A 24,459-nucleotide genomic window follows, 5' to 3' on the forward strand; every position below is an offset into this window, starting at 1 on the left:
GCGTATATATTTCCTTATTGGCCATGGCGCAAATAGCGCCACGGTGGGGGCCGCCTTCGCGGAGATCTACGCCGATTACAGCATGGCCATGCCCGGCTCGAACCGGCCGCAGGTGCGCTGCGCGCTGAAGAACTGGTGGGACACGCCGGGCGTGCAGGCGCTGTCCAAGGAACTCTATGGCGACAAGGACGGCTCGCACGCCACCGCCAGCGAGGTTTCGGTGACGCAGGCCGCCTATCCCGAGGCGATCAAGCGCAAGGAGATGAAGCAGGCCGGCCGCGCGCCGCGCCCCTTCGCCGATGCCGACGATTACCGCAAGCTCTACCCCGACGGGCGCATCGGCTCCGACCCGACGCTGGCGACGCCGGAGCATGGCAAGCGGCTGATCGAGGCCTCGGCCAGCGACGTGATCGAGGATTACCGCCGCTTCCTGGCGCTCGACTGAGGGCACCCGCCGGACGTGCCCTAGGAACGTGCCCTGGGAAATCGCCTTATGGCATACCCCTCATGCAGTTGCATGTTAGGCATTTCCGGCGGAGCCGCCTATACTCGTTCCAAATAAAGGAACAATGAGCCGGTGCCGAAGAGGCGTCTCGCGGAATGCGAAATCGGGCGTTCCGCCAAGCCTCCAAAGCAAGCTGTCCTCGATGTCTCCAGGATCATTGAGGAAAGACTTGCATGGCCGGCCGGAAGGGGCGGCGCATGGACCATTTACTGCAGCAGCGGCTGATCGATCTGCATGGGTTGAGCGAGGCGGGGGAATTCAAGGCCCACCTCCAGAATATCGCGCGGACCATGGGGTTCGCCCGAATTTTCTATGTCAGTGCCCGGCTGGTGCCGGCCAGCCTGCCGGGACCGGGCGGTTTCGCCGAAATCCCGCTGATCCTCTGCGATTATCCCGAGGATTGGGTATCCCATTATCAGGGCCGCCAGCTGGCGCGCATCGACCCGGTGATCGCGGCCTGCAACGCGACGCGCCGGCCGCTGAGCTGGGACGTGCGCGGCTTTGCGCCCGAGGCGGATGAGCCGGTCCGCCGGCTGCTGGACGATGCCATCGATGCCGGCATCGACCGGGGCATCTCGGTGCCGATCTACGGCGTGGGCGGCGAGTACGGCATGGTCACCTTCGTCGCCGACCGCGCGGAGCCTGCCCGGCCGCTCGACGATACCGGCCTGCTCAGCGACTGCACGCTGGTCGCCAACCATTTCCACATGACGCTGCGCCAGCGCATCGGCAACGACCCGGCCCAGATCGAGGCGCTGCGGCTGACCGCCCGCGAGCTGGAGGTGATGAAATGGGCCGCCGCTGGCAAGACGCGGGAAGAGATCGCCGACATCCTGAAGGTCACGCCGCATACGGTGAAGTTCCACATCTACAACACCCACGCCAAGCTGGATGTCTTCTCCACCCCGCATGCCATCGCCAAGCTGGTCTATCTCGGCCTGCTGGAGCCGCCGGGCCTTTCCGGCAGCCGGGGCTACCGCATGGTCTAAACCACCGGTTTAGGGCCCTTCCCCACCACCCCTAGACAATTGTCCAGCTAGTCCGGACCGGTCCCGCGCCGCCACCTTTCCCACAACAGGGAAAGGGGAACGAACGTGCGGATTCTGGTCAACCAGCCGACAGGTGGCGAGCGTTTCGGGGACGGTCTTCTGGATGCCATGTTCCGGCTCCGCGCCCGTTATTTCAACGGCATGCGCGGCTGGAACCTGCCGCTGGAAAGCGGCTGCGAGATCGACCGCTTCGATGGCGCCGGCACGCTCTATGCCGCCGCGCTGGAGGATAATGGCACGCTGGTCGGCTGCTTCCGGTTGCTGCCGACCGAACGGCCGCATTTGCTGGACAGCTGCTTCCCCGACCTGATGGCGGCGGCGTCCGGGCGCACCCTTATGCGCGGCCCCGGCCTGTGGGAGATCAGCCGGCTGGCGGTCATCCCGACGGAACCCGACTCCCCTTTTCGCACCGAGACCGTGCGCATCACCGCGGCCCTGCTGGATTGCCTGTTCGCGCTGTGCGCGGAAGGCGGCATCCGCCGGGTGACCTGCGTGACCGACCTGCAGTTCGAGCGGCTGCTGCAGGTGCTGGGCTTCGACTGCCACCGCACCGCCGGGCCGGTGCGCATCGGCGTCGAGGATTGCGTCGCCGGCTATCTGGACACGCATGCGGAAAACCATGCCGCGGCGCGGCGGGCCGCCGCACGCTGGGCCCGCCCGGCAGTGGCGCTGCCGGCAGCACCCCAGCACCCCGCCGCCTCAGCCCGCAGCGCCGTCGGTTGAGTAGAGCAAAACCACCAAACCCAGGGAGACGATCATGCATATCAGCGACCAGCTTCTGACCCATTCCGCCGCCGACATCGACAGTCTGGGCGGCATCGCCAACTGCCTGCTGTTCCTGGCCGAGGAGGCCGAGGCCAACAAGGAGATCGTGCTGCGCGACCTGCTGAAGGCGGCGGCAATCTACGCCAAGGAGCGGTCCGACAGCATCTCCCCCTATGCCGTGCTGAGTGCGACCGATGGCGACTGATATCCAGTTCGCGCCGGCAGACGTTGCGGCGCGCCCGCGCAAGGCCGCGAGACGCATCCTCACCAGCCGGGAGGAGTTCCGGGCCGCGAAGCGCGTGCCGAAGGCGAAGCTGCTGCCCTTCGTCGGCGTGCTGTTCGCCTCGAAGCCGCATCCGCCCAGCTTCTTCGTGCGGATGGCGAACGAGTATGGCGAAATCGTCGGCTTCGACATCGCCGGCAAGCCGCTCTATCTGGTGAACCATCCGGACTACATCCAGCATGTGATGCAGACCAATGCCGGCAATTACCGCAAGAGCGATTTCTATTATCGGCTGAAGGCGATGTTCGGCGACGGCATGCTGGTCACCGAGAACGAGCTGTGGCGCTCCAAGCGCACGCTGGCGCAGCCTTCCTTCCGGCGCCACCGCTTCGACCATTACTGCAATGTGATGGCGGAATGCGGCACCAACCTGTGCGATGTGGTGGAAGCCGAGACGCGCGATGGCCAGCCGATCAACATCGTGCCCAAGGTCATGGCCGCCGCCCTGAACGTGGCGACCCGCACGCTGATGAACTGCGACCTCGCCGAGGATAAGGACCGCTTCACCGAGATCATCACCACCATCATGGTGCAGAGCGAGAAGCGCGTCTGGTCGCTGTTCGAACTGCTGCACGATCTGCCGACCAAGGCACGGGCCGAACGGCTGCAGGCGATCGCCGATTTCGACGCGCTGCTCTACAAGGTCATCAAGGACCGGATGGAGGGCCGCTCCACGCCCGATCCGGCCGGGCCCGACATGCTGCAGATGCTGCTCGAATCGGCCTGCCCGGTGACCGGGGAGCCCCTGTCCCTGTCCCGGCTGCGCGATGATTTCCTGACCATGGTGCTGGCCGGGCACGAGACCACGGCAGTCTCCATCGCCTGGTGCCTCTACATGCTGTGCCGCCATCCCGAACATATGGCGACCGCGCGGGAGGAGGTGGACCGCGTGCTGGGCGGCCGGCAGCCGACCTATGAGGATCTGTCCGAGCTGAAATTCGTGAAGATGGTGGCGCAGGAGACGATGCGGCTCTACCCGCCCTTCTGGACGATGAGCCGGGCGGCACTGGCGGATGACGAGGTGCGCGGCTACCGCATCCCGAAGGGGGCGACGATCATGCTGTGCCCCTATGTGATGCACCGGAACCCGGAATACTGGCCGGAGCCGGAGAAGTTCGACCCCTACCGCTTCACGCCGGAAGCCGGGGCCGACCGGCCGAAGCATGCCTACTTCCCGTTCGGCACCGGGCCGCGCCAGTGCATCGCCAACCATTTCGCGATGTTCGAGGCACAGATCATGGTGGCGCAGATGCTGCAGCGTTTCGATCTGTCACTGCTGACCAGCAAGGAAGTGGAGTCGGAGCCGATGATCTCGCTCCGGCCCAAGCAGGGCATCCATTTCACCGCTCGGCCCCGCCTCTAGTGCCCCCAGCCTCTACGCTGAGAGCCGATGCGTTGCGGGCCGGTACGCGGCGAGCCGGTAGGCTGGGCCGGTGCGGTGCCCTACTTCGCTGCCTTGGCCGACCTGGCCGACCGGCCACCGCTCGCGGCGCCCTTGGGGATGTCTGGCCCGCCGGTGCTGGTGCTGCTGAGATGCGCCACCATGGCCCGAAGCTGCTCGCGCAGGGTGCGATCCTCGATCCGCTGGAGCCAGTAGAGGAAGGCCATCGCCTCGGACAGCGCCTCCTTGGTGATGTCCGGGAAGGCCTCGCGGACCTCATCCTCCAGCGTGCGGGTGAAGAAGTAGTTGGGCGAGATGTTCAGCGCCTTGGAGATGCTGAACAGGATACTGGCCGGAATACGGTCCTGCCCGCTCTCGTATTTCTGCACCTGCTGGTAGGAAACGCCGACCTGGGCCGACAATTCCTGAAGGCTCTGCTTCAGAAATTTGCGGCGGTCACGCAGGCGCCGTCCGATCAGCAGATCCTGGGCGGTCCGTCTGGGTTTGCGTGGCATCGGCGAAGGCTTTGCGGTTCGGTCCATTTTCATCGGATTAAACTTGTATGATCCATACTACACGAGGTTGTCGAGAAGTGCATCAACCCTTCTCGGAAGTTGCATCCACCGCCTGCTGCCCCACCGCCTGTCTCTGGCGACCGGAAGCGTGCCGATGCTGACCCATCCCAGCGAACAGCTGCTGCAATGCGCCGAAAAACTGAGTGCGGCCATGCCCGGCCAGGCCGCCCATTTCGCCGTCGATCAGGCGCTTGCCATGCTGCGCCATCAAAACAGCGATCTGTATTTCTTCTGGATCGAGATACTCCGCGCCATTCTCGTCGTCGAGGAAACGGACGAACCGCCTCATTTGCTGCATTAGAGTTACAAATCTCAAATAAGCAATGGTCCATATGACGCCGCTGTCAAGTGCGGTCGGTCAGCGCCCCTGCGCGGCCCGCCAGCGCCTTGCGTCCGATTCGGCGGCCTCGCGATCCTCCGTGGCGATCTCCCCGGCCAGCTGGCGCAGCATGTCGGCGGTGCCGGGCTCTCCCGCTTCCGCGGCCAGAAACAGCCACTTATAGGCCTCACGCAGATTCTGTTGCCCCTCCTCCCCACGCGCATGCAGGCCGCCCAGCGCGGTCAGCGCCCGGGACACGCCACCGACCGCCGCCTTCTCGTACCAGTCGATCGCGCGGGAGCTGTCGCGCGGCCCGCCCAGACCGGCCTCCAGCAGATAGGCGAGGTTGTATTGCGCCCCGGCCAGCCCCTGCTCGGCGGCCTTGCCGTACCAGCGCCGCGCCTCCGCCGGATCGGCCGCGACGCCACGCCCGAACTGCAGGGCCAGCGCCAGCTTGGCCTGTGCCTCCGGCACCCCCTGCTCCGCCGCCTTGCGATACCAGCGCACCGCCTCCGCCGCATCGGGTTCGGCCCCCCGCAAGCCCTGCTCATACGACAGGCCCAGCAGGAACTGTGCACGGGCATTGCCTGCCCGCGCCTGCGCCTCGTACCAGCGCATCGCCTCCACATAGCCGGCCGGCGGCTCGGCAGCCCGCACCGGCGGCAGGGGCGACAGTGCGATGAGTCCGGCAACGAGAGCCGGCACCATTGGGCGAAACGGAAAGCGAAGGGACAAGGAAGACATTACCCGAAGCAGCTGGATCAAGGCCGGGCCGGGCCGCTGCCGGTGAGCGCGCGCGGCGGCGAGCCGTAATAGCCGATCAGCCGGCCGGCCTCGCTCGGCGGCAGCGGGGCCGGGTAGCATTCCGCCCGTCCCAGCGTCTGGTAGCAATAGACCGGCGTGTCGGGCGCGGCCACCTTCTCTTCCTTCTTGCCGGAGAGGCTGGCGGTGATCTCGTCGGTCAGCGCGCAGCCGCCCAGCAGCGTCAGGCAGGCAAGGATCGTCAGGCAGCGCGTCATGACCGGTTCCCCGATGCGGTATCACAATGCAGCAATCCCGCAACAATACGGCAAAAACCCCGCGCTATCCATCGTAACGCAAGAAAAGACCGGCGAGCCGGCATTGCCGGGCGCAAATCGCCTCGCACATCCGGCGTATAGGTTGTATAAGAATATTTATATGCACTCATTGAGAGAGCTGCGATGCGCCTTTCCGTCATCCAGGGACGCTTCCGGGCCGGCGCCTTGCCGGGTTCGGTGATCCAGCGCCATGGCGGCGGCGAGGCCTTTCAGGTGCCCGCCGCGATGGCGGCCCGGCTGGGCATGCCAACGGGCGGCCAGCCGCTGCCGCCGACGATCCAGCGCCATATGGAGGGCGTGCTGGGCGTGCCGTTGGGCGATGTGCGGGTGCGCGTCGGGCCGGAGGCCTCCGCACTGGGCGCGGTCGCCTTCACCATGGGCTCCACCATCCATTTCGCGCCCGGGCGCTACGATCCCGGCAGCCGGCAGGGGCTGCAACTGCTGGGCCACGAACTCGCCCATGTCGTGCAGCAGCGCCAGGGAAGGGTCGCCAACCCGTTCGGCAGCGGCATCGCGGTGGTCAGCGACCGCGCGCTGGAGGCGCAGGCCGACGCCATCGGCATCAAGGCGGCGATGGCAGCGGGCGCGGCCCCATCCATGCAGATGAAGCGGCAGATGCAGGCCGGGCCGATGCCGTTGCGGCCGGGTACTGCGGGTGGCGGGCAGGTCGCGCAGCCCTTCCTCGGCCTTGGCACGCTCGCGGGATATGCCAGTTCGGCAGTCGGGTATGTGGGATCAGCAGTCGCGGCACACCCCTATGTGGCTTTGATGGGTTTAGGCGCGGCAGCGCTCAGCTACTATTTCCTAAAGGGCGACACACCGGGCATGCAGCACAATTTGCGCATTGCCCGGCGTGGTCAGCGGCGGCCCAACAACATGCTGCAGGTTCCACCACAATACAGCATCACTCTGAACGCCTATAAGCATGGTCGCCTTGATGTCGGGCATGCTTTTATTACCATCCAAATGGATGGCTACATAACAATGGCGATGGGCTTGTCGCCGCGTGATTTACCGACCCACGACCTTTCCGGAACTCTGCAGTATCTGCTTGACACTTTTCGGGGGCAGCCTGGTCGAATCTATATGGAATTTGACAGTCTTCGTGATCCGAACCTGAAGCGCAGAACATGGAACATCACGGAAGACCAAGCCATAAAGGCAATGCGCAAAATGAACGAAGATCGCAGATTGAATTTGGATACTTCGCTCAATATGCAAGACGATTTCGGCTGGGGTGGGGGGCCTTCCTACAATGCGTTTTCTAACTGTGCCTCCTGGGCGTTGGACGTCTTGGCAGTAGCTGGAATATCAACTTGGGGTTTACGCGGTCTGATTGATCGGCCTGGCGCCTTCTACAACGCCATCTGATCCCCCGCTCCGTCCGTCACCCCCGCATTTATTGCGGGGGTCCAGGGTGCCACCCATGCTGGCGCAGCCGGAGCGGGCCGAAGCCTGGATTCCCGCAACAAGTGCGGGAATGACAATTGGAGGGGTGGCACAGCCGGCGTGCTCACGCGCACGCCCTCTGACCTGTTCCCCCGGTTGACAAGCCGATAGGGCGGGCGCACGATCCCATCGAAATTCGCCAACCGCCTATCGCAATCCGATAAAACCAGAGAGACATCATGGCCGAAGCCGACCGTATCCAGCCGATCAGCCTGGAGATGATCCGCACGCTGATCGGCATGCCCACCGTCAGCCGCGACAGCAATCTCGAGCTCATCGCCTATGTGCAGGACTATCTGAAGGGCTTCGGCGTCGAGTCCACGCTGGTTCATGACGAGACCGGCAAGAAGGCCAATCTCTACGCCACCATCGGCCCGAAGGACAAAGGCGGCATCTGCCTGTCCGGCCATACCGACGTGGTGCCGATCGACGGGCAGGACTGGCATACCGACCCGTTCCAGGTGGTGGAGAAGGACGGGCTGCTCTATGGTCGCGGCACCAGCGACATGAAGAGCTTCATCGCCATCGCGCTGGCTTTCGTGCCGGAATTCCTGGCAAAGCCGCTGAAGACGCCGATCCATTTCGCCTTCTCCTATGATGAGGAGGTCGGCTGCATCGGCGTGCGCCGCCTGCTCGACATTCTGGAAAAGCAGCCGGTGAAGCCGGCGGCCTGCATCGTCGGCGAGCCGACCTCGATGAAGCCGGTTGTCGCGCACAAGGGCAAGAAGAGCACGCGCTGCCATGTGCACGGGCTGGAATGCCATTCCTCGCTGGCGCCGACCGGCGTGAACGCGGTGGAATTTGCCGCCGAGATCGTCACCTATCTGCGCGGCATGGCGAAGCGCAAGCGGAATGAGGGCCCGTTCGACCCCGGCTTCGACCCGCCGCACACCACCGTCCATACCGGCCTGATGCATGGCGGCACGGCGCTGAACATCGTTCCGAAGGACTGCTATTTCGATTTCGAGTTCCGCCACCTGCCGGAGGATGACCCCGAGGAACTGCTGGGCGAGGTGCGGGATTTCGTGGAGACCAGGCTGTTGCCGGAGATGCACGCCATCGACCCGGCGACCGGCGTGCGCTTCGAGCAGATCTCGCAGATTCCCGGCCTCGACATGAAGGATGACGACCCGCTGACCCAGCTGGTCATGGCGCTCAGCGGCGCCAACTCCACCGGCAAGGTCGCTTTCGGCACCGAGGCCGGCCTGTTCCAGCAGACCGGCATCCCGACCATCGTGTGCGGCCCCGGCGACATCGCCCAGGCGCACAAGCCCAACGAGTTCATCGCCCTCAGCCAGGTTGCCAAGGGCGAGGCCTTCATGCGCCGCCTGCTGGACAAGGTTCGGGCGTAAGGCTGAGCTGGCTGCCCTAAGCGGATTTCATATTCCGTCATTCCCGCACTTGTTGCGGGAATCCAGCCCTCCGCTCGCTTCGGCCTCGCCTGAGCAGGCTGAACCCTGGCCCCCCGCAATAAATGGGGGGGTGACGAGGAGGAAAAACCTCAGTTCGACAGTTCGCGCGAGCGCTGCGTGGCGGCTTCGACGGTCTTTTCCATCAGCTGCGTCAGGCCGGACTTCTCGTCCATCAGCACCTGCAGGCCGGCATAGGTGGTGCCGTTCGGGCTGGTGACGTTCTGGCGCAGCACTGCCGCATCCTCGCCGGTCTGGCGCATCAGTTCGCCGGCGCCGGCGACGGTGGCGCGGGCCAGCTGCATGGCGATGTCCGCCGGCAGACCGACCTTCTCTCCGGCTGCCGCCATCGCCTCCACCATATGGAACACATAGGCCGGGCCGCTACCCGACAGGCCGGTGATGGAATCGATCAGCGCCTCGTCCTCGACCCACACCGCTTCGCCCACCGCGCGCAGCAGACGGTCGGCGAGATCGCGCTCGGCCTTGCCGACATTCGCGTTGGCGGTGCAGCCGGTGATGCCGCGCCCGATGGCAGCCGGCGTGTTCGGGATGGTGCGCACGATGGCGGCCTTGTCGCCCAGATGCTGCTCGAAATAGGCAATGGTCTTGCCCGCCGCGACCGACAGGAAACAGGTGCCGGGCTTCGCGAAGCGGCGATAGGCGCCGATCACGTCGCTCATCACCTGCGGCTTCACCGCCAGCACGATCATCTCCGGATGCAGGTCGGAGGGCAGCGCGTCGGCTGTGGCGACGACCGTGATGCCGGGCTTGCTGCCCAGCCCGTAAGGCAGGCTGCCCGACGGCTCCACCACATAGACACCGGCATCGGCGGTACCCTGCGCCAGCCAGCCTTCCAGCATGGCGCCGCCCATCTTCCCGCAGCCCACCAGCAGCAATGGCCGTTCCATCTTGCATCCCTCCCCGTCCAAAAGCATGAGCGGGCGTTATACGCGATGGTTTTCACGCAGCAAACCGGGGAAAGACAGAATTGCCCGGCGCGCGATTGCCGCCGCACCGTTCCGGCGATAGCCTGCCTGCCATGAAACGCTCCCTTCAGGGAGCGACCCCCAAACAGGAGAGGGACATCATGACGATGAACCGACAGATCACCCTGGCCTCCCGGCCGGTCGGCGCGCCGACGCCCGAGAATTTCAAGCTGGTGGAAACCGCCGTGCCGACGCCGGAGCGCGGTCAGGTGCTGGTGAAAGCCCTTTACCTCTCGCTCGATCCCTATATGCGCGGTCGGATGAGCGACGCGAAATCCTATGCCCCCAGCGTAAAGATCGGCGAGGTGATGACCGGCGGCGCGGTCGGCCGCGTCGTCGATTCCCGTCACCCCGGCTTCAAGGAAGGCGACATCGTCGAGGGCCGCATCGGCTGGCAGGATTACGGCCTGGTCGAGGGTGGCATGCTGCGCAAGGTCGATCCCGATGTCGCCCCCATCTCCACCGCGCTGGGCGTGCTGGGCATGCCGGGCCTGACCGCCTATTTCGGCCTGTTCGAGATCGGCAAGCCGCGCCCCGGCGAGACGCTGGTGGTCTCCGCCGCCTCGGGCGCTGTCGGCGCGGTGGTCTGCCAGCTGGGCAAGATGGCCGGTGCGCGGGTCGTCGGCATCGCCGGCGGGCCGGACAAATGCGCCTATGTGAAGGATGAGCTGGGGGTCGATGCGGTCATCGACTACAAGGCCGAGAAGGATTTGGCGAAGGCGCTGGCCGCCGCCTGCCCGGATGGCATCGATGTCTATTTCGACAATGTCGGCGGCCCGGTGACCGATGCCATCGCCAATCTGTTCAACCTGCGCGCCCGGATGATCGTCTGTGGCCTGATCTCGCACTACAACATGCCCGACGGCTATGTCGGCCCGTCCATCCTGCGCTCGGTGCTGACCAACCGCGTGCTGATCCAGGGCATGATCGTGTTCGACTGGCACGAGCGCTGGCCGGCGGGCATCGCCCAGCTCGGCAAGTTCGTGAAGGCCGGCAAGCTGAAATACAAGGAGGACGTGACCGAGGGGCTGGAGAACGCCCCGGCGACCTTCATCGGCATGCTGGAGGGCCGGAATTTCGGCAAGACGATCATCAAGATCGCCGAATGAGCCTTCTGGAGGAGCGGACGGCGCAGCTGGCCGAGGATTTGGCCGCGCTGTCCGCCCGCGATCCGGATATCGCGGCGGCACTGCGGGAGATCGGCGCGCCCGATCCCCGCATCGTCGAGCCGGGATTCGAAACGCTGCTGGGCATCATCCTGGAACAGCAGGTCTCCGTCGCCTCGGGCAAGGCGATTCGCCGCAAGCTGGAGGACGCGCTGGGCAGCGTCACCGCGGAAACCGTTGGCGCCGCCGAGGATGCGGTGCTGGTCGGCTGCGGCTTCAGCCGGCCAAAGCTGCGCTATGCCCGCATCCTGGCAGCGGAGGTGGCGGAAGGCCGGCTCGACCTCGCCGGGCTGGCGGCGTTGCCGGACGAGGACGCGATGGCACGGCTGACGGCGATCACCGGCATTGGCCGCTGGACGGCGGAAATCTACCTGATGTTCGCGCTTGGGCGGCGCGACATCTGGCCGGCGCCGGACCTTGCATTGCAGGTTGCGGCACAGCATCTGAAGGGCCTGCCGGCACGGCCCGATGTCCGCGCGATGGACGACATCGCCCGGGAATGGCGGCCGTTCCGCAGTGGCGCAGCGCTGTTGCTGTGGCGGTTTTACCGGCATGTCCGCAACCGCCCTTCGACGGATGCCGTCTAGATTCTGGAGGGCGCGTTAAAAACTGACGAAATCTGACAAAGCCATGGCGCTATTTTTATCGATTCGTTAGTATTTTTAAGCCAGTATGTATTTATTGAAAAAATGCATGGCTGGGATATCGGTGCAGAGATGCCCGCCCGAATGACAAGGAACACGGCTATCCTATGGTCAACCGTTCGCCCGCGGTTGTGACGCTGCCCGAGACGGGCGATCTGCTGCACATTGTGCTGGATGGCCTTGATGAAGGCGTCGCCTATTTCGATGCCGCCAATAACCTTTTGGTGGCCAACAGGCAGTATCGCGCCTTTTATCCGCATCTGGAATCGCTCTGCAATCCCGGCACGCCCTATCACGACATCCTGGCCGCCGATGCCGCCGAACGGCTGGAACATGGCCTGATCGACGATGCCGACTCCTGGGTCCGGCAACGCCTGCTGGCAGCAAAGGAAGGCCGTCACCTGTTCCTGCAGCGCCAGGGCGATGGCCGCTGGCTGCGCATCAGCGAACGGCGCACCGAGGATGGCGGCCTGATCAGCATGCAGACCGATGTGACCGACCAGCGCCACCGCGAGGACGAGCTGGAACGCTATGCCGGCATGCTGCAGAACACGCTGGAGAATATCAGCCAGGGTATCGTCGCCTATGACGACGAGATGCGCATGACCTTCTGGAACGAGCGCTATGCCCAGCTGGTGGATTTGCCGCCGCAGTTCCGCATGGTCGGCACGCCGCTGATCGACCAGCTGCGCTATGTTGCCCAGCGCGGCGATTACGGGCCGGGCGATCCGGAAGAGCTGGCGATGGCGACCTTCCGCCAGTCCACCAAGCGCAACGGCAATGTGTACGAGCGGACCACACCGCGCGGCCAGACCCTGGAAATCCGCACCACCCCCATCCCGGGCGGCGGCATCGTGGCGACCTTCACCGAGATCACCGAGCGCAAGGCGAGCGAGGAAGCCCTGCGGCGCAGCGAGGAGCGCTACGCGCTGGCGGCGGCGGGTGCCAATGACGGGCTGTGGGACTGGGATCTGAAGGAAAACCGCATCTTCTTCTCGCGGCGCTGGAAGGAGATGCTGGGCTATAACGACCAGGAGATCGGCGACGCGCCGGAGGAATGGTTCAGCCGCATCCATCCCAGCGACGTGCAGCAGGTGACGGCGCAGCTGGACGCCCATCTGGCCGGTGCCAGCAGCCATTTCGAGAGCGAGCACCGCATGCTGCACGCCGATGGCCGCTATCACTGGATGCTGATTCGCGGTCAGGCGGTGCGCGACATGGCGGAGAAGACCCAGCGTATCGCCGGCTCGCAGACCGACATCACCTCGCGCAAGATCGCCGAGGAACGGGTGCAGCATGACGCGCTGCACGACACGCTGACCGGCCTGCCGAACCGTACCCTGCTGACCGACCGGCTGCGCCAGGCGCTGGCGCGCAGCCGCCGGTCCGGCCAGGACATGCGGTTTGCCGTGCTGCTGATCGACCTCGACCGCTTCAAGGTGGTGAACGAGAGCATGGGCCATCTGCGCGGCGACGAGCTGCTGGTCTCGCTCGCCCTGCGGCTGGGCGAGAAGGTCCGCGCCGGCGACACGCTGGCCCGGCTGGGCGGCGACGAGTTCGCCATCCTGCTGGAGGATGTGACCAGCCCGGACGAGGCGCTGGCCTTCGCACGCGACGTGCTGGACACGGTCAGCCAGCCCTTCCAGCTGGACGGTAAGGAGATCGTCAGCACCGCCTCCATCGGCGTGGCGATGTGGGACCCGTCCTACGGCAAGGCCGAGGACATCTTGCGCGACGCCGACCTTGCCATGTACAGCGCGAAGAGCGACGGCAAGGCGCAGGTCGCCCTGTTCCACGCCAACATGCACAAGCGCGCGGTCGCCATGCTGGACCTGGAGAACGATCTGCGCCGGGCGCTGGACCGCGACGAGATGCTGCTGCACTACCAGCCCATCATATCGCTGGATTCGGGCAAGATCGTCGGGGTCGAGGCGCTGGTGCGCTGGCACCATACCGACCGCGGCGTGCTGTCGCCGCTGGACTTCATCCCACTGGCCGAGGAAACCGGCCTGATCGTGCCGATCGGCGAATGGGTGCTGCGCCGCGCCTGCGAGCAGATGGCGCACTGGCACCGGGAATTCCCGGACCGCCCGCCGCTGCAGGTGAATGTGAACCTGTCCAGCCGCCAGTTCGCCAAGACCGACCTGGTGGACAGCGTGACCCAGGTGCTGGCGGAAACCGCGCTCGACCCGGCGCGCCTCAAGCTGGAGATCACCGAAAGCGCGCTGATGGAGAATGCGCAGCGTTCGGCCCATATCCTCGAACAGTTCAAGCGGCGGGATATCCAGCTGTCGATCGACGATTTCGGCATCGGCTATTCGTCGCTCGCCTATCTGCGCACCTTCCCCATCGATACGATCAAGATCGACAAGTCCTTCATCATTGACATGGTGACCAACCGGGACAATCTGGAGATCGTACGGACCATCGCGGCGCTGGCGCAGAACCTGAACCTCGACGTGATCGCCGAGGGGGTGGAGGCGCCCGACCAGCTGGCCCAGCTGCGCGCGCTCGGCATCGAATATGCGCAGGGCTATCTGTTCTCGCGGCCGCTGGACACCGCCGCCATCACCGCGTTGCTGCGCCAGAATCCCGCCTGGTAGCCGGAACCGGCCTGAGGCGGGCATGAAGGGAAGCGAGATGAAACGGCCTGTCGGCCTTGCTCTTGGTGCGATCGCCCTGGTCTTCCTGCTGGCTGTGCCGGCGGGCGTCCAGGCGCAACAGATTCCGCCGGGCCAGTCGGAGGTCCAGCAGGATATCGACAAGCGCACCAAGCGGGTGACCCTGCCGGGTGAGCGCGAGCATGCGCGCTGCTATTCCAACATCCTGATCGATGCCTTCCGGCGCTATGGCGTGTTCGGAACCATCGACACCATGCCGGCAGAGCTGATCAATGTGATGCCGGCCGGCATCAATGCGGTGCTGTATTACTGCAACGGGAACTTCCCCGCCTGCGAGAAAGCCGCCAAAATCTATCGCGAGCGGCTGGGCATGGCGCCCGGCACCTGTAACTAAGCAGCTTCAGGCTTATCGCGGCCGGCAGACGATCTGCTGGTTGCCATCGACGATGGCCAGCGTGCCGCCGACCTGCACATTGCTCCAGCAATTGTCGCCCTGCTTGCGGCTCTTCGCCTCGACCTGCACGGTCTGGTACTGGCTCGGCACCTCGAACTGCTGGCTACGGCCAACCGAAATGCGCGTGAAATCGCGCTGCCACAGCTTCATGCGGACCTGAACCTCGGTCGAAGATTCATTATTCACCGTCACCATCCGCTTTTCGCTGGCCGTGGCATCCCCTGCCGGCACGGCAAGGAAAATGGCCGCCGCGGCAATTGCCGTCAGGCGCAAGGAAACTTTCCGAAAGCCGCTCTGCATGGCGACGCTCTCCCCATCACGTCCAAAGAGACATTAAATCCTGCGTGCGGGAATAATTGCGCAAATCCTTGCTCACGCCAAGTGAAGATGGTTAAGCAGCCCGCTGGCTTTCTCCATATCTTCCGGCGTATTGGCATTGAAGAAAGGATCGATATTGTCATCAATGCCGAACTCGACGCGGGCCACCCGATAGTTCGCCGTCCAGGCATCGACCTTGCGGATGCCGCGCACCACCACCGCATCGCGCAGATCGTCCAGCAGCCGGACCGGCCACAGGCCGAACACCGGATGCGCCCGCCCGCCCGAGGCGGCGCAGGCCATGTCCGCCTTGCCGCCGGCAACCGCATCCAGCATGCGCGGCACCAGATCGGTGGGCAGGAACGGCGTATCGGCGGCGAAGCTGGCCACCCACTGGGCCTGCGGCGCATTGCGCGCCGCCCAGTCCAGCCCGGTCAGCACGCCAGCCAGCGGCCCGGCGAAGCCATCCACGATATCCGGCACCACCGGCAGGCCATAGGCAGCGAAGCGCGCCGGGTCCCCATTGGCGTTCAGCACCGCGCGGGACACTTGCGGGCGGACCCTGTCCAGCACATGCGCCAGCACGGTACGGTCGCCCAGCGGCAGCAGGCACTTGTCGCCGCCGCCCATGCGCCGCGACAGGCCGCCGGCCAGAACGAGCCCGACAACTGAGTCTTCAGCCCCGGTTTCAGGCGGCATCGTCTTCCACGCTCCCCTTGCGGCGCATACGCTTCGGCTCCTCCTCGACTGCGGACAGATCGGCATCGAAGATCAGCCGGTTCTCGCCGGACACCGCGACGAAGCGCTTGCCCTTGGCGCGGCCGATCAGCGTCAGCCCCGCCTGCCGGGCCAGCTGCACGCCCCAGGCGGTGAAGCCGGAGCGCGAGATCAGCACCGGGATTTCCATATGCACCGTCTTGATGACCATCTCGCTGGTCAGCCGCCCGGTGGTGTAGAACAGCTTGCCCTTGGGCTGGACGCCGTTCAGGAACATGTAGCCGGCGATCTTGTCCACCGCATTGTGGCGGCCGACATCCTCCATATAGACCAGCGGCCTGTCGCCCTCGCACAGCACGCAGCCATGGATGGCGCCAGCGGCGAGATAGAGGCTGGGCGTCATGTTGATCTTGCGCGACAGGGCGTAGATCCAGCTGGTGCGGATGGTGGCATCCGGGTCCAGTTCGATTTCCTCGAACCGCTCCATCAGGTCGCCGAATACGGTGCCCTGCGCGCAGCCGGAGGTCTGGGTGCGCCTTGTCAGCTTCTGCTCGTAATCGGTCTTGCGCGCGGTGCGCACCACCACCGTCTCGATATCCTCGTCATAATCGATGCCGGTGACCTCATCGTCGGCGCGCAGCATGTGCTGGTTCAGCAGATAGCCGACCGCCAGGTAATCCGGGTGGTCGCCGATGGTCATGGCGGTGACGATCTCCTGATTGTTCAGATAGATCGTCAGCGGCCGCTCCATCGGCACACGGATATCGACCTTGTTGCCCTCATGGTCGAGGCCGCTGACCGGCTCGGTCAGCCGGGGATCGTCGGGGTTCGGCTTGATGGCGAATTCCTGCATGCCCTGACTATGGGGCAGCACCCCGTTCCGGGCAAGGGAGGGGGCTTCTGAATGCCCGCTCAAAAGCTGTGGATGAAATTCCGGGCAAGGCACCCTATAGTCTAGGGTGGAATTGGTAGCACCAAGGCGTCCGGCCCGAACCGGCGCGCCGCGACAGTGAAAACGACACCTGAAACGAAGGACGGCCCGGCAAGGGCCGCCGGGAGTAAACCGCCAGATGCTCGACCCGTTCGGCCGTACCGTCTCTTATCTCCGGGTTTCCGTGACCGACCGTTGCGACCTGCGCTGCGTCTATTGCATGGCGGAGGACATGACCTTCCTGCCGAAGAAGGACGTGCTGTCGCTGGAGGAGCTGGATCGGCTGTGCAGCTCCTTCGTTGATCTGGGCGTGCGCAAGCTGCGCCTGACCGGCGGCGAGCCGCTGGTCCGCCGCAACATCATGAGCCTGATCCGCAATCTGGGCCGGCATCTGGACAGCGGCAAGCTGGACGAGCTGACGCTGACCACCAATGGCACCCAGCTCGGCAAATACGCGACCGAACTGTATGACGCGGGCGTGCGCCGGCTGAACGTCTCGCTGGATACGCTGGACCCGCAGAAATTCACCGCCATCACCCGCTGGGGCGATCTTGCCAAGGTGCTGGACGGCATCGCGGCGGCCAAGGCGGCCGGGCTGGAGATCAAGATCAACGCCGTGGCGCTGAAGGGCGTGAACGAGGACGAGCTGGCCGACATGCTGGCCTGGTGTGGCAGCCTCGGCTACGACATGACCATCATCGAGGTCATGCCGATGGGCGATATCGGCAATGAGGACCGGGTGGACCAGTACCTGCCGCTGTCGCTGGTGCGCCAGCAGCTGGCCCAGCGTTTCACCCTGACCGACATCGACTACAAGACCGGCGGCCCCGCGCGCTATGTCCGGGTCGAGGAGACCGGCCGCAAGCTGGGCTTCATCACGCCGCTGACGCATAATTTCTGCGAAAGCTGCAACCGCGTGCGGCTGACCTGCACCGGCACGCTGTATATGTGCCTGGGGCAGGAGGATGCCGCCGACCTGCGCGCGCCGCTCCGCGCCAGCGAGAGCGACGAGCCGCTGCGCGAGGCGATCCTGGAAGCCATCGGCCGCAAGCCCAAGGGCCATGATTTCATCATCGACCGCCGCAGCAGCAATGTCGCCGTACCGCGCCATATGAGCGTGACCGGCGGGTAATTCTCCCGAAACGGACCTTCATGCCGCTGGCGATCCGCACCCTCTCCCATCAGGATGGCAACCATCGCTGGGAGATGGCGTCGCGCGATCCCGACCCGCGGCTCGCCGCCTGTATTTCCGGCTATCAGGGCTATGCCGAGCTGGCAGCGCTGCCAATGCGGCGCATGGAGCTGCCCTTCGCCGGCCTGCCGATGATCGTCAGCCTGGGGCCGCGAATCGGCGTGAAGCTGCTGGACGAGGCGGCGGGCTGGACCGAATACCGCAGCTTCATCGCCGGGCTGCATGACCGGCCAGCACTGACCGAATATACCGGCGCGCAGGAAGGCGTGCAGGTGAACTTCACGCCGATCGGCGCCTGCCTGATCCTGGGCCGGCCGCTGGCCGAGCTGTTCAATGAGGTCGTGGCGCTGGAGGATATCTTCGGCGAGGCCGACGCCCGCCGGCTGGTCGCACAGCTGCAGGAGGCGCCCGGCTGGGCCGCGCGCTTCCAGATCATGGATGGGTTCCTGCTCGACCGCCTCGCCGCCGCCCCGTCCCTGCCATCGGAACTGACCTGGGCCTGGCGGATGCTGGAGCAGAGCGGCGGACAGTACGAGGTCGCCAGCCTCGCGGAGGAGATCGGCTGGAGCCGCAAGCACCTCTCCGTGCAGTTCCGCCAGCGGTTCGGCCTGCCGCCCAAGACCGTGGCGCGCATCCTGCGCTTCCACCGCACGGCGGCGCTGCTGGGCGAAGCCGCCAGTGAAGGCCGGGCCGATATAGCGCTGGCCGGCGGCTATTACGACCAGCCGCATTTCAATCGCGATTTCCGCCAGTTCGCCGGCTGCACGCCGGGCGACTATCTGGCCCGCCTGCTGCCCGAGGGCGGCGGCATTGCCGCTGTCGAGACCAGGTAACATCCGTCCAAGATCGCGCTCCTGAGTCCGGGCATCCTCCGCCGCGTCACGTTACGCAACGCCATCACGGAGGATCAGACCATGGCGCTTTCCCCGACCATCTTCCCCGTCTTCACCTATCGCGACGCCCCGGCGGCGCTGGACTGGCTGGCAAAGGCCTTCGGCTTTTCCCAGCATGTCGTCTATCCGAACGAGGAGGGCGACATCGCCCATGCCGAACTTAAGCATCAGGATGGCTTCCTGCTGATGGCGGCGCGGGCGAAGAAAGCCGACCCGGCCAACCCGTTCCCCTCCACGCCGATCAGCCTCTATGTCTATGTCGAGGATGTGGACGGCCATTTCGCCAGGGCCACAGCGGCCGGAGCGGAAGTCGTGAGGGCGCCGCACGACACGCATTACGGCTCGCGCGAATACTGGGTACGCGACCTGGAAGGCAATCTCTGGAGCTTCGGCAGCTATCACCCGGTGGTCGGCGTGCCGGCCGGCTATGCGGGCTAGGCTGCCCTGACGCCCCTCTTTACGCCCCTGGGCGGGCGCTTGTCCTCCAGCCCCTGGAACTCGATGAATTTGCTCATCCAGCTCCAGACATGGTCACCATAGGCGAAGGGCTCGAAGGCGGGCGCCCCCGCGACGGGTAGCGGGCGGATCACCGCATCGACGGCGGGTTCGTAGAAGAAGGGGACGGAGACGCGCTCCCGGTTCGGGCTGGCGACGCGGTGCTCCGTCGCCTTCACCCTGCCGCCGGTCCAGCGTTCCAGAAGCTGGCCGAAATTCACCGCCAGCCCGTCCTCGCGCGCCGGCACATCCAGCCAGTCTCCGTTTCTGGCCCCATTGCGCGCACGCGCATGCAGCCCGCCCAGCGCATCCTGGTTCAGCAGGGTGACGAAGCCGGAATCGCAATGCGCGGTGCCGACGATATAGCGCTTCTCCTGTCCCTCCAGCACCAGCTCCGGCGCCAGTGCCGCCAGCGCCTCGGGCGAGCGCGCCGGATAGCGGATGATGCGCAGGGTGGAAACGCCATCGCGAAACGGCGCCTCGAAGAAATCCTCATCGAGGCCAAGGCCGCGCGCGATGGCGCGCATCAGCGCCGCCCCGACGCCGGCCATCGCCCGGTGATAGGCAGCGGCCTCGGCCCGCCAGCCGGGCAGATCGCGCTCGTCCGGCAGCGGTGATGCCTCGCGCAGCGGATCGTCCGGAGCGATGGCCGTTGGGTCGGCGATGTCCGGCCCCAGATCGATGCCTTCCTTGTAGGTCGGGTCGCCTTCCTTCAGCGGGAAATAGCCGCGATAGACATTGGCATTGCCGGGCGCGTATTTCTGCCGCGCAAGGCGCATCCGGGCATCCCGGTCCAGCGTGAAGAAGCGCATCATGCTTGCCCGCGCCTCCTCCCCCAGCGGCACCCCTTCGGGCAGGCCGGTCACCGTCATGAAGCCGTGCACCGTCGCCGCCTCGATGATAGCGGCATCCGCCCTGTCGCGGGCCGGGCTGGCAGGACCGAAGATCGGTGCGATATCGATGACCGGGATCATGCGGGCTTCCCCTCCGTGCTGCGCATCCACCCCCGCCACCTAGGAAGCCCGCCTTGAAATCGCAAGCAAAAGCGGCGGCGACAGCCTGTTTTCATCGGTATATCCTGTCGCCCTACCGTGACCCGGAAGAACCGCAATGCCGAACGACCTGCCGAAGCCCAACCCCGATCTGCCGTCCAGCGGACTGGCCGCGCGCAAGCTGTGCTTCGTCGCCGCCGAGGGGGCGGAGGCGCAGACCGCCCTGCGCGCGCTGACCGACCGCTATGGCCAGCAGCCGGCGGAGCAGGCCGATATCGTCGTGGCGCTGGGCGGCGATGGCTTCATGCTGGAAACCCTGCACCGCTTCCGCGACCGCGGCATTCCGATCTACGGCATGAACCGGGGCAGCGTCGGCTTCCTGATGAACGAATATGCCGAGGAGGATCTGGCCGACCGCATCGCCCGCGCGCAGGAAGTGACACTGCATCCGCTGCGCATGAGTGCCGCCACCGCCGATGGCCAGGTGCATGAGGCGCTGGCGATCAACGAGGTCTCGCTGCTGCGCCAGACCCGGCAGGCGGCGAAGATCAGGGTCGATGTCGATGGCGTCACCCGCGTGGCCGAGCTGATGTGCGACGGCGTGCTGCTGGCCACCCCGGCGGGCAGCACCGCCTATAACCTGTCGGCGCACGGGCCGATCATCCCGATCGGCGCCAACCTGCTGGCGCTGACGCCGATCAGTGCCTTCCGGCCCCGACGCTGGCGCGGCGCGCTGCTGCCGCAGGGCGCCACTGTTACCTTCACCGTGCTGGAGGCCGACAAGCGGCCGGTCAGCGCGGTGGCCGACCATACTGAGGTGCGCCGGGTGGTGCATGTCACCGTCCGCGAGGACCGCTCGGTCGGCGTGCGGCTGCTGTTCGACCCGGAGCATAATCTGGAAGAACGCATCCTGAAGGAACAGTTCGAACCCTGAGCGGAGGCGCCGTCATGCTGGGCCATCTCTCCTTCGGCGTCACCGACCTCGACCGCGCCATCACCTTCTACGATCCGGTGCTGGCGGCGCTCGGCCATGTGCGGCTGTGGCAGAATGAGCGCGGTGCGGGCTATGGCCCGCCCGGCGACAATGACCGGCTGGCGCTGTTCCTGCGGCCCGGCGCGCATCCGCCCGGCGAGGGCTTCCACCTGGCCTTCAGGGCGGAGAGCCGCGATGCGGTGGACGCCTTCCACAAGGCGGCCCTGGCGCATGGCGGCACCGACCTTGGCGCGCCCGGCCTGCGCCCGCACTACAGTCCGACCTACTACGCCGCCTTCGTCACCGACCCCGAGGGCTGGAAGCTGGAAGCGGTGTTTCAGTAACGCTACAATCAAAAGATAAACAACACTTTGAAATAACACTTATAAGTTGTATTCTGCTGTTCTGCATAGCAGCGAGGAGGTCGCCATGCGGGGTAACGTAAGGCTGGGATATATTCCAGGAATGGCGCCTCGCGCCGATGCCCCCGCACTCTTAAGCCGCAATGGCTTCCCTTCTACCATCCTGCAGCGCCAAGCGATCCGGTCCGGCGGAACGGTTGTGCAGCGCAAAGTGATTGTGAATGGCGGCACCTTGTGGAGCTACGCGAACGCCTGGCGGCAGGTACAGGCGGATATTCCCCGTGAGTATCATGCAGCTGCCTATTCACTGCTCCGCAGCTGGGTGCTCAAGCCTGGCGAAATCTCGGTCTGGGGTTTGGGACGGGTCTGGAGCGGCACGGAGCATACCTATGCAGACTATAACGAACTTGCACGGGCGCTGGTCGGCGAGGTGCGTGCGGCCGGAAATCTGCAGCGCGAAACCCGTGTCGCAAGCCGCCTGTACAACAGCAATTGGGTGATACAGCGGCTGCAAAGCCTAATGGGCAAGATTTACAATCACTTCCGGGGCCGGGATCAAAACTGGTGGAGCGCGGTACAGGGCAACTGGCGCGGCGCCTGGGGCTATTGGGGGCCGACAAGTTTGGTCGGCGGCGTTCTGGCGACCCTCCAGCGCCCCTATAATGACATCAAGAATAACTTCGCAGCCATTCGGATGGTTTCCCTGCAAGTTTTCCGAGCTGCACGAGGCATGCAGGTCAACCAACGAAGAGGGGGCCGCGATGGCGGTTACCAGCAGATCGTAGCGCCGCGCATTGATGCCATGCGAAGAAATGCGCAAAGCCCGCGCGAGGACTGGTTCTGGACCCGCGAAGCGCGCGAGGCGGGCGTGCCACTGGGAGCCGGCCCGTCCACGACCCTGAATCATATGTTCTCACTCGCCCAGACAGTCGGCGCCACCGCCGACGAGATCAGGGCGTTGGGGTTGGCCGGCTTCGTTTTCTTCAACCAGAATTATTCCTGGCTAGCCGCCGATCCGCACCGCCTGCACGAGATATTCGATATCGCCCGGCAATACGGAATCGACTACGACGTCTCACAATATGGCGACTTCCTGACAGACATCGAACGCCGCTACGCCTAACACTCCCTGCGCCATCCCGCCGCTTGCGCTGCATCTGCTTGCGCTGGGATGCGGCATCCGGCATGCTCGCGCCCCTCATTATTACCGGATAAGACTGGACGGATCATGACCAAGGAGCGGGTCTATCTCTACGACTCCACGCTCCGCGATGGCGGACAGACGCAAGGCGTGGATTTCTCCGTGCCGGACAAGATTGCGATTGCCCGCGCGCTTGACCGTCTGGGCATCGATTATGTCGAGGGCGGCTGGCCCGGCGCCAACCCGACCGACGACGCCTTCTTCGCCGCGCCGCCGAAGCTTTCCCGCGCGCGCCTGTCCGCCTTCGGCATGACCCGCCGGCCCGGCCGCTCGGCAGCCAACGATCCCGGCCTGATGGCAGTGCTGAACAGCGGCGCCAAGTCGGTCTGCCTGGTCGGCAAGACCTGGGACTTCCACGTCACCACGGCGCTGAGCTGCACGCTGGAGGAAAATCTGGAGATGATCGCCGACAGCCTGAAGCTGGCGGCGGAGCGTACCGAGGAAGTCATGTTCGACTGCGAGCATTTCTTCGATGGCTACAAGGCGAACCCGGAGTTCGCGCTGGCCTGCGCCAAGACGGCCTATGAGGCCGGGGCGCGCTGGATCGTGCTGTGCGATACCAATGGTGGCACCCTGCCGCACGAGATCGAGGCCATCGTCGCCGAGGTGGCGAAGCATGTGCCGGGCGACCGGCTGGGCATCCACTGCCATAACGACACCGAGAATGCGGTGGCCAACAGCCTGGCCGCCGTGCGTGCCGGCGCGCGGCAGGTGCAGGGCACGCTGAATGGGCTGGGAGAGCGCTGCGGCAACGCCAATCTGGTCTCGCTGATCCCCAGCCTGACGGTGAAGATGGGCTTCGATGTCGGCATTGGCGAGGACGGGCTGAAGCACCTGCGCGAGGTCTCGCGCATGCTGGACGAGCGGCTGAACCGCCAGCCCAACCGGCAGCAGCCCTATGTCGGCGAATCGGCCTTCGCGCACAAGGGCGGGCTGCATGTCTCGGCCATCGAGAAGGACCCGCGCTCCTACGAGCATATCGACCCGTCACTGGTCGGCAATGCCCGCCATGTCGTGGTGTCGGATCAGGCCGGCCGCTCCAACATCCTGGCGCGCTTCCGCGAGATCGGCTTCGAGGTCGATCCCAAGGACCCGAAGGTGAACCGGCTGGTCGAGATCGTGAAGGAGCGCGAGTTCGAGGGCTATGCCTATGACGGCGCGGAAGCCAGCTTCGAGCTGCTGGCCCGGCGCACGCTGGAGCATGTGCCGGACTTCTTCGACCTTCAGCGCTTCCGCGTGATGGATGAGCGCCGCTTCAACGCGCGCGGCAAGCTGGTGACGGAGGCGGAGGCGACCGTGTCCGTGCTGATCGGCAATGAGACGCGGCATGAGGTGGCGCTGGGCAACGGCCCGGTGAACGCCTTCGACAATGCGCTGCGCAAGGCGCTGGTGACGGCCTATCCGGGCCTGGAGAGGCTGCAGCTGGTGGACTACAAGGTCCGCATCCTGACGCCGAACGACGGCACCCGCGCAATCACCCGCGTGATGATCGAATCGGAGGATGAGGACGGCACGCGCTGGACCACGGTCGGCGTCTCGCCGAACATCCTCGACGCCTCGGTCGATGCGCTGTCCGACAGCATCACCTACAAGCTGATGCGCGACGGCATCCGCCCGGCGGCGTGAGAACCCAATATAATCGTCATGGTCGGACTTGATCTATGGCGATTGCAAATTCTCTTCGTCATTGCCGGGCT

At 65.4% G+C, this 24,459-nt stretch carries 27 protein-coding genes; 19 read left to right on the forward strand and 8 right to left on the reverse strand.

The window, feature by feature from the left end; genetic code table 11:
• From MK313_RS06825 to MK313_RS06845, 5 genes are all read left to right on the forward strand, one after another.
• The coding region (locus MK313_RS06825; RefSeq protein WP_287780587.1) for a creatininase family protein at positions 1-445 on the forward strand (445 nt) is incomplete at its 5' end.
• A gap of 257 nt (positions 446-702) precedes the next feature.
• Positions 703-1,494, forward strand: coding sequence for a LuxR family transcriptional regulator (locus tag MK313_RS06830; RefSeq protein ID WP_287780588.1), 792 nt, complete (start codon positions 703-705; stop codon positions 1,492-1,494).
• Positions 1,495-1,599: 105 nt separating this feature from the next.
• The gene (locus MK313_RS06835) at positions 1,600-2,277 is read left to right on the forward strand and encodes an acyl-homoserine-lactone synthase (protein ID WP_287780589.1); all 678 of its coding nucleotides are present in this window, start codon (positions 1,600-1,602) and stop codon (positions 2,275-2,277) included.
• Positions 2,278-2,311: 34 nt separating this feature from the next.
• The gene (locus MK313_RS06840; RefSeq protein ID WP_008944959.1) at positions 2,312-2,524 is read left to right on the forward strand and encodes a hypothetical protein; all 213 of its coding nucleotides are present in this window, start codon (positions 2,312-2,314) and stop codon (positions 2,522-2,524) included.
• Positions 2,514-3,965 carry a cytochrome P450 gene (locus MK313_RS06845; RefSeq protein ID WP_287780590.1) on the forward strand — a complete coding sequence of 484 codons (1,452 nt, stop codon included), beginning with the start codon at positions 2,514-2,516 and terminating at the stop codon, positions 3,963-3,965. Before MK313_RS06840 ends, MK313_RS06845 begins: the two co-directional genes overlap by 11 nt.
• 80 nt (positions 3,966-4,045) lie before the next feature.
• On the opposite strand, the gene MK313_RS06850 is transcribed toward MK313_RS06845, so the two are convergent.
• Positions 4,046-4,498 carry a helix-turn-helix domain-containing protein gene (locus MK313_RS06850; RefSeq protein ID WP_287780591.1) on the reverse strand — a complete coding sequence of 151 codons (453 nt, stop codon included), beginning with the start codon at positions 4,496-4,498 and terminating at the stop codon, positions 4,046-4,048.
• 154 nt (positions 4,499-4,652) lie between these two features.
• On the opposite strand from MK313_RS06850, the gene MK313_RS06855 reads away from it, so the two are divergent.
• Positions 4,653-4,859, forward strand: coding sequence for a hypothetical protein (locus MK313_RS06855; RefSeq protein WP_008944962.1), 207 nt, complete (start codon positions 4,653-4,655; stop codon positions 4,857-4,859).
• Between the two features lie 57 nt (positions 4,860-4,916).
• Here the strand turns inward: MK313_RS06855 and MK313_RS06860 are convergent, their stop codons facing one another.
• The gene (locus MK313_RS06860) at positions 4,917-5,585 is read right to left on the reverse strand and encodes a tetratricopeptide repeat protein (protein ID WP_287780592.1); all 669 of its coding nucleotides are present in this window, start codon (positions 5,583-5,585) and stop codon (positions 4,917-4,919) included.
• A 53-nt stretch (positions 5,586-5,638) separates the two neighbouring features.
• Positions 5,639-5,896, reverse strand: coding sequence for a hypothetical protein (locus MK313_RS06865; protein ID WP_121219930.1), 258 nt, complete (start codon positions 5,894-5,896; stop codon positions 5,639-5,641).
• A 183-nt stretch (positions 5,897-6,079) separates the two neighbouring features.
• On the opposite strand from MK313_RS06865, the gene MK313_RS06870 reads away from it, so the two are divergent.
• Both MK313_RS06870 and argE read left to right on the forward strand, forming a co-directional pair.
• A complete protein-coding gene (locus tag MK313_RS06870; RefSeq protein ID WP_287780593.1) occupies positions 6,080-7,327 on the forward strand; it encodes a DUF4157 domain-containing protein in 1,248 nt (415 codons plus the stop codon).
• Positions 7,328-7,584: 257 nt separating this feature from the next.
• Positions 7,585-8,757 carry an acetylornithine deacetylase gene (gene argE / locus MK313_RS06875; RefSeq protein WP_287780594.1) on the forward strand — a complete coding sequence of 391 codons (1,173 nt, stop codon included), beginning with the start codon at positions 7,585-7,587 and terminating at the stop codon, positions 8,755-8,757.
• 149 nt (positions 8,758-8,906) lie between these two features.
• Here argE and proC read toward each other — a convergent pair whose 3' ends face one another.
• Complete coding sequence (gene proC / locus MK313_RS06880) at positions 8,907-9,725, reverse strand: pyrroline-5-carboxylate reductase (RefSeq protein ID WP_287780595.1); 819 nt, start codon at positions 9,723-9,725, stop codon at positions 8,907-8,909.
• Positions 9,726-9,904: 179 nt separating this feature from the next.
• On the opposite strand from proC, the gene MK313_RS06885 reads away from it, so the two are divergent.
• The 4 genes from MK313_RS06885 (at position 9,905) to MK313_RS06900 (ending at position 14,628) form a co-directional block, all read left to right on the forward strand.
• Entirely contained in the window at positions 9,905-10,912 is a 1,008-nt protein-coding gene (locus MK313_RS06885; protein ID WP_287780596.1) for an NADP-dependent oxidoreductase, read from the forward strand.
• Complete coding sequence (locus MK313_RS06890) at positions 10,909-11,556, forward strand: DNA-3-methyladenine glycosylase family protein (protein ID WP_287780597.1); 648 nt, start codon at positions 10,909-10,911, stop codon at positions 11,554-11,556. Before MK313_RS06885 ends, MK313_RS06890 begins: the two co-directional genes overlap by 4 nt.
• A gap of 164 nt (positions 11,557-11,720) precedes the next feature.
• Positions 11,721-14,216, forward strand: coding sequence for an EAL domain-containing protein (locus tag MK313_RS06895; protein WP_008944970.1), 2,496 nt, complete (start codon positions 11,721-11,723; stop codon positions 14,214-14,216).
• A 37-nt stretch (positions 14,217-14,253) separates the two neighbouring features.
• On the forward strand, positions 14,254-14,628 hold the full coding sequence (locus MK313_RS06900; protein WP_287780598.1) for a hypothetical protein: 375 nt from the start codon (positions 14,254-14,256) through the stop codon (positions 14,626-14,628).
• Positions 14,629-14,640: 12 nt separating this feature from the next.
• Here MK313_RS06900 and MK313_RS06905 read toward each other — a convergent pair whose 3' ends face one another.
• The 3 genes from MK313_RS06905 to MK313_RS06915 form a co-directional block, all read right to left on the reverse strand.
• On the reverse strand, positions 14,641-14,961 hold the full coding sequence (locus tag MK313_RS06905) for a hypothetical protein (RefSeq protein ID WP_121219921.1): 321 nt from the start codon (positions 14,959-14,961) through the stop codon (positions 14,641-14,643).
• A 99-nt stretch (positions 14,962-15,060) separates the two neighbouring features.
• Complete coding sequence (gene mobA, locus MK313_RS06910; RefSeq protein ID WP_287780599.1) at positions 15,061-15,705, reverse strand: molybdenum cofactor guanylyltransferase MobA; 645 nt, start codon at positions 15,703-15,705, stop codon at positions 15,061-15,063.
• Positions 15,695-16,576, reverse strand: coding sequence for a formate dehydrogenase accessory sulfurtransferase FdhD (locus MK313_RS06915; protein WP_287780633.1), 882 nt, complete (start codon positions 16,574-16,576; stop codon positions 15,695-15,697). Before MK313_RS06915 ends, mobA begins: the two co-directional genes overlap by 11 nt.
• A 217-nt stretch (positions 16,577-16,793) precedes the next feature.
• Here MK313_RS06915 and moaA point away from each other — a divergent pair, with 217 nt between their 5' ends.
• From moaA to MK313_RS06930, 3 genes are all read left to right on the forward strand, one after another.
• Entirely contained in the window at positions 16,794-17,786 is a 993-nt protein-coding gene (gene moaA, locus MK313_RS06920; RefSeq protein ID WP_287780600.1) for a GTP 3',8-cyclase MoaA, read from the forward strand.
• Between the two features lie 20 nt (positions 17,787-17,806).
• The gene (locus MK313_RS06925) at positions 17,807-18,679 is read left to right on the forward strand and encodes an AraC family transcriptional regulator (protein ID WP_287780601.1); all 873 of its coding nucleotides are present in this window, start codon (positions 17,807-17,809) and stop codon (positions 18,677-18,679) included.
• 81 nt (positions 18,680-18,760) lie between these two features.
• Entirely contained in the window at positions 18,761-19,177 is a 417-nt protein-coding gene (locus tag MK313_RS06930; RefSeq protein ID WP_287780602.1) for a VOC family protein, read from the forward strand.
• Here MK313_RS06930 and MK313_RS06935 read toward each other — a convergent pair.
• A complete protein-coding gene (locus MK313_RS06935; RefSeq protein ID WP_287780603.1) occupies positions 19,174-20,208 on the reverse strand; it encodes an isopenicillin N synthase family dioxygenase in 1,035 nt (344 codons plus the stop codon). The two genes, MK313_RS06930 and MK313_RS06935, sit on opposite strands and share 4 nt — an antisense overlap.
• A 136-nt stretch (positions 20,209-20,344) precedes the next feature.
• Here MK313_RS06935 and MK313_RS06940 point away from each other — a divergent pair, with 136 nt between their 5' ends.
• The 4 genes from MK313_RS06940 to cimA all read left to right on the forward strand — a co-directional run bounded on the left by MK313_RS06940 (position 20,345) and on the right by cimA (position 24,388).
• The gene (locus tag MK313_RS06940) at positions 20,345-21,160 is read left to right on the forward strand and encodes an NAD kinase (RefSeq protein WP_244922253.1); all 816 of its coding nucleotides are present in this window, start codon (positions 20,345-20,347) and stop codon (positions 21,158-21,160) included.
• Positions 21,161-21,174: 14 nt separating this feature from the next.
• Entirely contained in the window at positions 21,175-21,543 is a 369-nt protein-coding gene (locus MK313_RS06945; RefSeq protein ID WP_287780604.1) for a VOC family protein, read from the forward strand.
• An 85-nt stretch (positions 21,544-21,628) separates the two neighbouring features.
• Positions 21,629-22,684 carry a hypothetical protein gene (locus MK313_RS06950; protein ID WP_287780605.1) on the forward strand — a complete coding sequence of 352 codons (1,056 nt, stop codon included), beginning with the start codon at positions 21,629-21,631 and terminating at the stop codon, positions 22,682-22,684.
• A 105-nt stretch (positions 22,685-22,789) separates the two neighbouring features.
• Positions 22,790-24,388, forward strand: a complete 1,599-nt coding sequence (gene cimA / locus MK313_RS06955) for a citramalate synthase (protein ID WP_287780606.1) — start codon at positions 22,790-22,792, stop codon at positions 24,386-24,388.
• Positions 24,389-24,459: the final 71 nt, after the last annotated feature.

The organism is Oceanibaculum sp. (assembly GCF_022449305.1).
Lineage (GTDB): Bacteria > Pseudomonadota > Alphaproteobacteria > Oceanibaculales > Oceanibaculaceae > Oceanibaculum > Oceanibaculum indicum.

Coding starts and splice junctions, on each gene's coding strand:
- MK313_RS06830 (WP_287780588.1), top strand. CDS start 703: ATGGACCATTTACTGCAGCAGCGGCTGATCGATCTGCATGGGTTGAGC.
- MK313_RS06840 (WP_008944959.1), top strand. CDS start 2,312: ATGCATATCAGCGACCAGCTTCTGACCCATTCCGCCGCCGACATCGAC.
- MK313_RS06845 (WP_287780590.1), top strand. CDS start 2,514: ATGGCGACTGATATCCAGTTCGCGCCGGCAGACGTTGCGGCGCGCCCG.
- MK313_RS06850 (WP_287780591.1), bottom strand. CDS start 4,498: ATGCCACGCAAACCCAGACGGACCGCCCAGGATCTGCTGATCGGACGG.
- MK313_RS06855 (WP_008944962.1), top strand. CDS start 4,653: ATGCTGACCCATCCCAGCGAACAGCTGCTGCAATGCGCCGAAAAACTG.
- MK313_RS06860 (WP_287780592.1), bottom strand. CDS start 5,585: ATGGTGCCGGCTCTCGTTGCCGGACTCATCGCACTGTCGCCCCTGCCG.
- MK313_RS06865 (WP_121219930.1), bottom strand. CDS start 5,896: ATGACGCGCTGCCTGACGATCCTTGCCTGCCTGACGCTGCTGGGCGGC.
- MK313_RS06870 (WP_287780593.1), top strand. CDS start 6,080: ATGCGCCTTTCCGTCATCCAGGGACGCTTCCGGGCCGGCGCCTTGCCG.
- argE (WP_287780594.1), top strand. CDS start 7,585: ATGGCCGAAGCCGACCGTATCCAGCCGATCAGCCTGGAGATGATCCGC.
- proC (WP_287780595.1), bottom strand. CDS start 9,725: ATGGAACGGCCATTGCTGCTGGTGGGCTGCGGGAAGATGGGCGGCGCC.
- MK313_RS06885 (WP_287780596.1), top strand. CDS start 9,905: ATGACGATGAACCGACAGATCACCCTGGCCTCCCGGCCGGTCGGCGCG.
- MK313_RS06890 (WP_287780597.1), top strand. CDS start 10,909: ATGAGCCTTCTGGAGGAGCGGACGGCGCAGCTGGCCGAGGATTTGGCC.
- MK313_RS06895 (WP_008944970.1), top strand. CDS start 11,721: ATGGTCAACCGTTCGCCCGCGGTTGTGACGCTGCCCGAGACGGGCGAT.
- MK313_RS06900 (WP_287780598.1), top strand. CDS start 14,254: ATGAAACGGCCTGTCGGCCTTGCTCTTGGTGCGATCGCCCTGGTCTTC.
- mobA (WP_287780599.1), bottom strand. CDS start 15,705: ATGCCGCCTGAAACCGGGGCTGAAGACTCAGTTGTCGGGCTCGTTCTG.
- MK313_RS06915 (WP_287780633.1), bottom strand. CDS start 16,576: ATGCAGGAATTCGCCATCAAGCCGAACCCCGACGATCCCCGGCTGACC.
- moaA (WP_287780600.1), top strand. CDS start 16,794: ATGCTCGACCCGTTCGGCCGTACCGTCTCTTATCTCCGGGTTTCCGTG.
- MK313_RS06925 (WP_287780601.1), top strand. CDS start 17,807: ATGCCGCTGGCGATCCGCACCCTCTCCCATCAGGATGGCAACCATCGC.
- MK313_RS06930 (WP_287780602.1), top strand. CDS start 18,761: ATGGCGCTTTCCCCGACCATCTTCCCCGTCTTCACCTATCGCGACGCC.
- MK313_RS06935 (WP_287780603.1), bottom strand. CDS start 20,208: ATGATCCCGGTCATCGATATCGCACCGATCTTCGGTCCTGCCAGCCCG.
- MK313_RS06940 (WP_244922253.1), top strand. CDS start 20,345: ATGCCGAACGACCTGCCGAAGCCCAACCCCGATCTGCCGTCCAGCGGA.
- MK313_RS06945 (WP_287780604.1), top strand. CDS start 21,175: ATGCTGGGCCATCTCTCCTTCGGCGTCACCGACCTCGACCGCGCCATC.
- MK313_RS06950 (WP_287780605.1), top strand. CDS start 21,629: ATGCGGGGTAACGTAAGGCTGGGATATATTCCAGGAATGGCGCCTCGC.
- cimA (WP_287780606.1), top strand. CDS start 22,790: ATGACCAAGGAGCGGGTCTATCTCTACGACTCCACGCTCCGCGATGGC.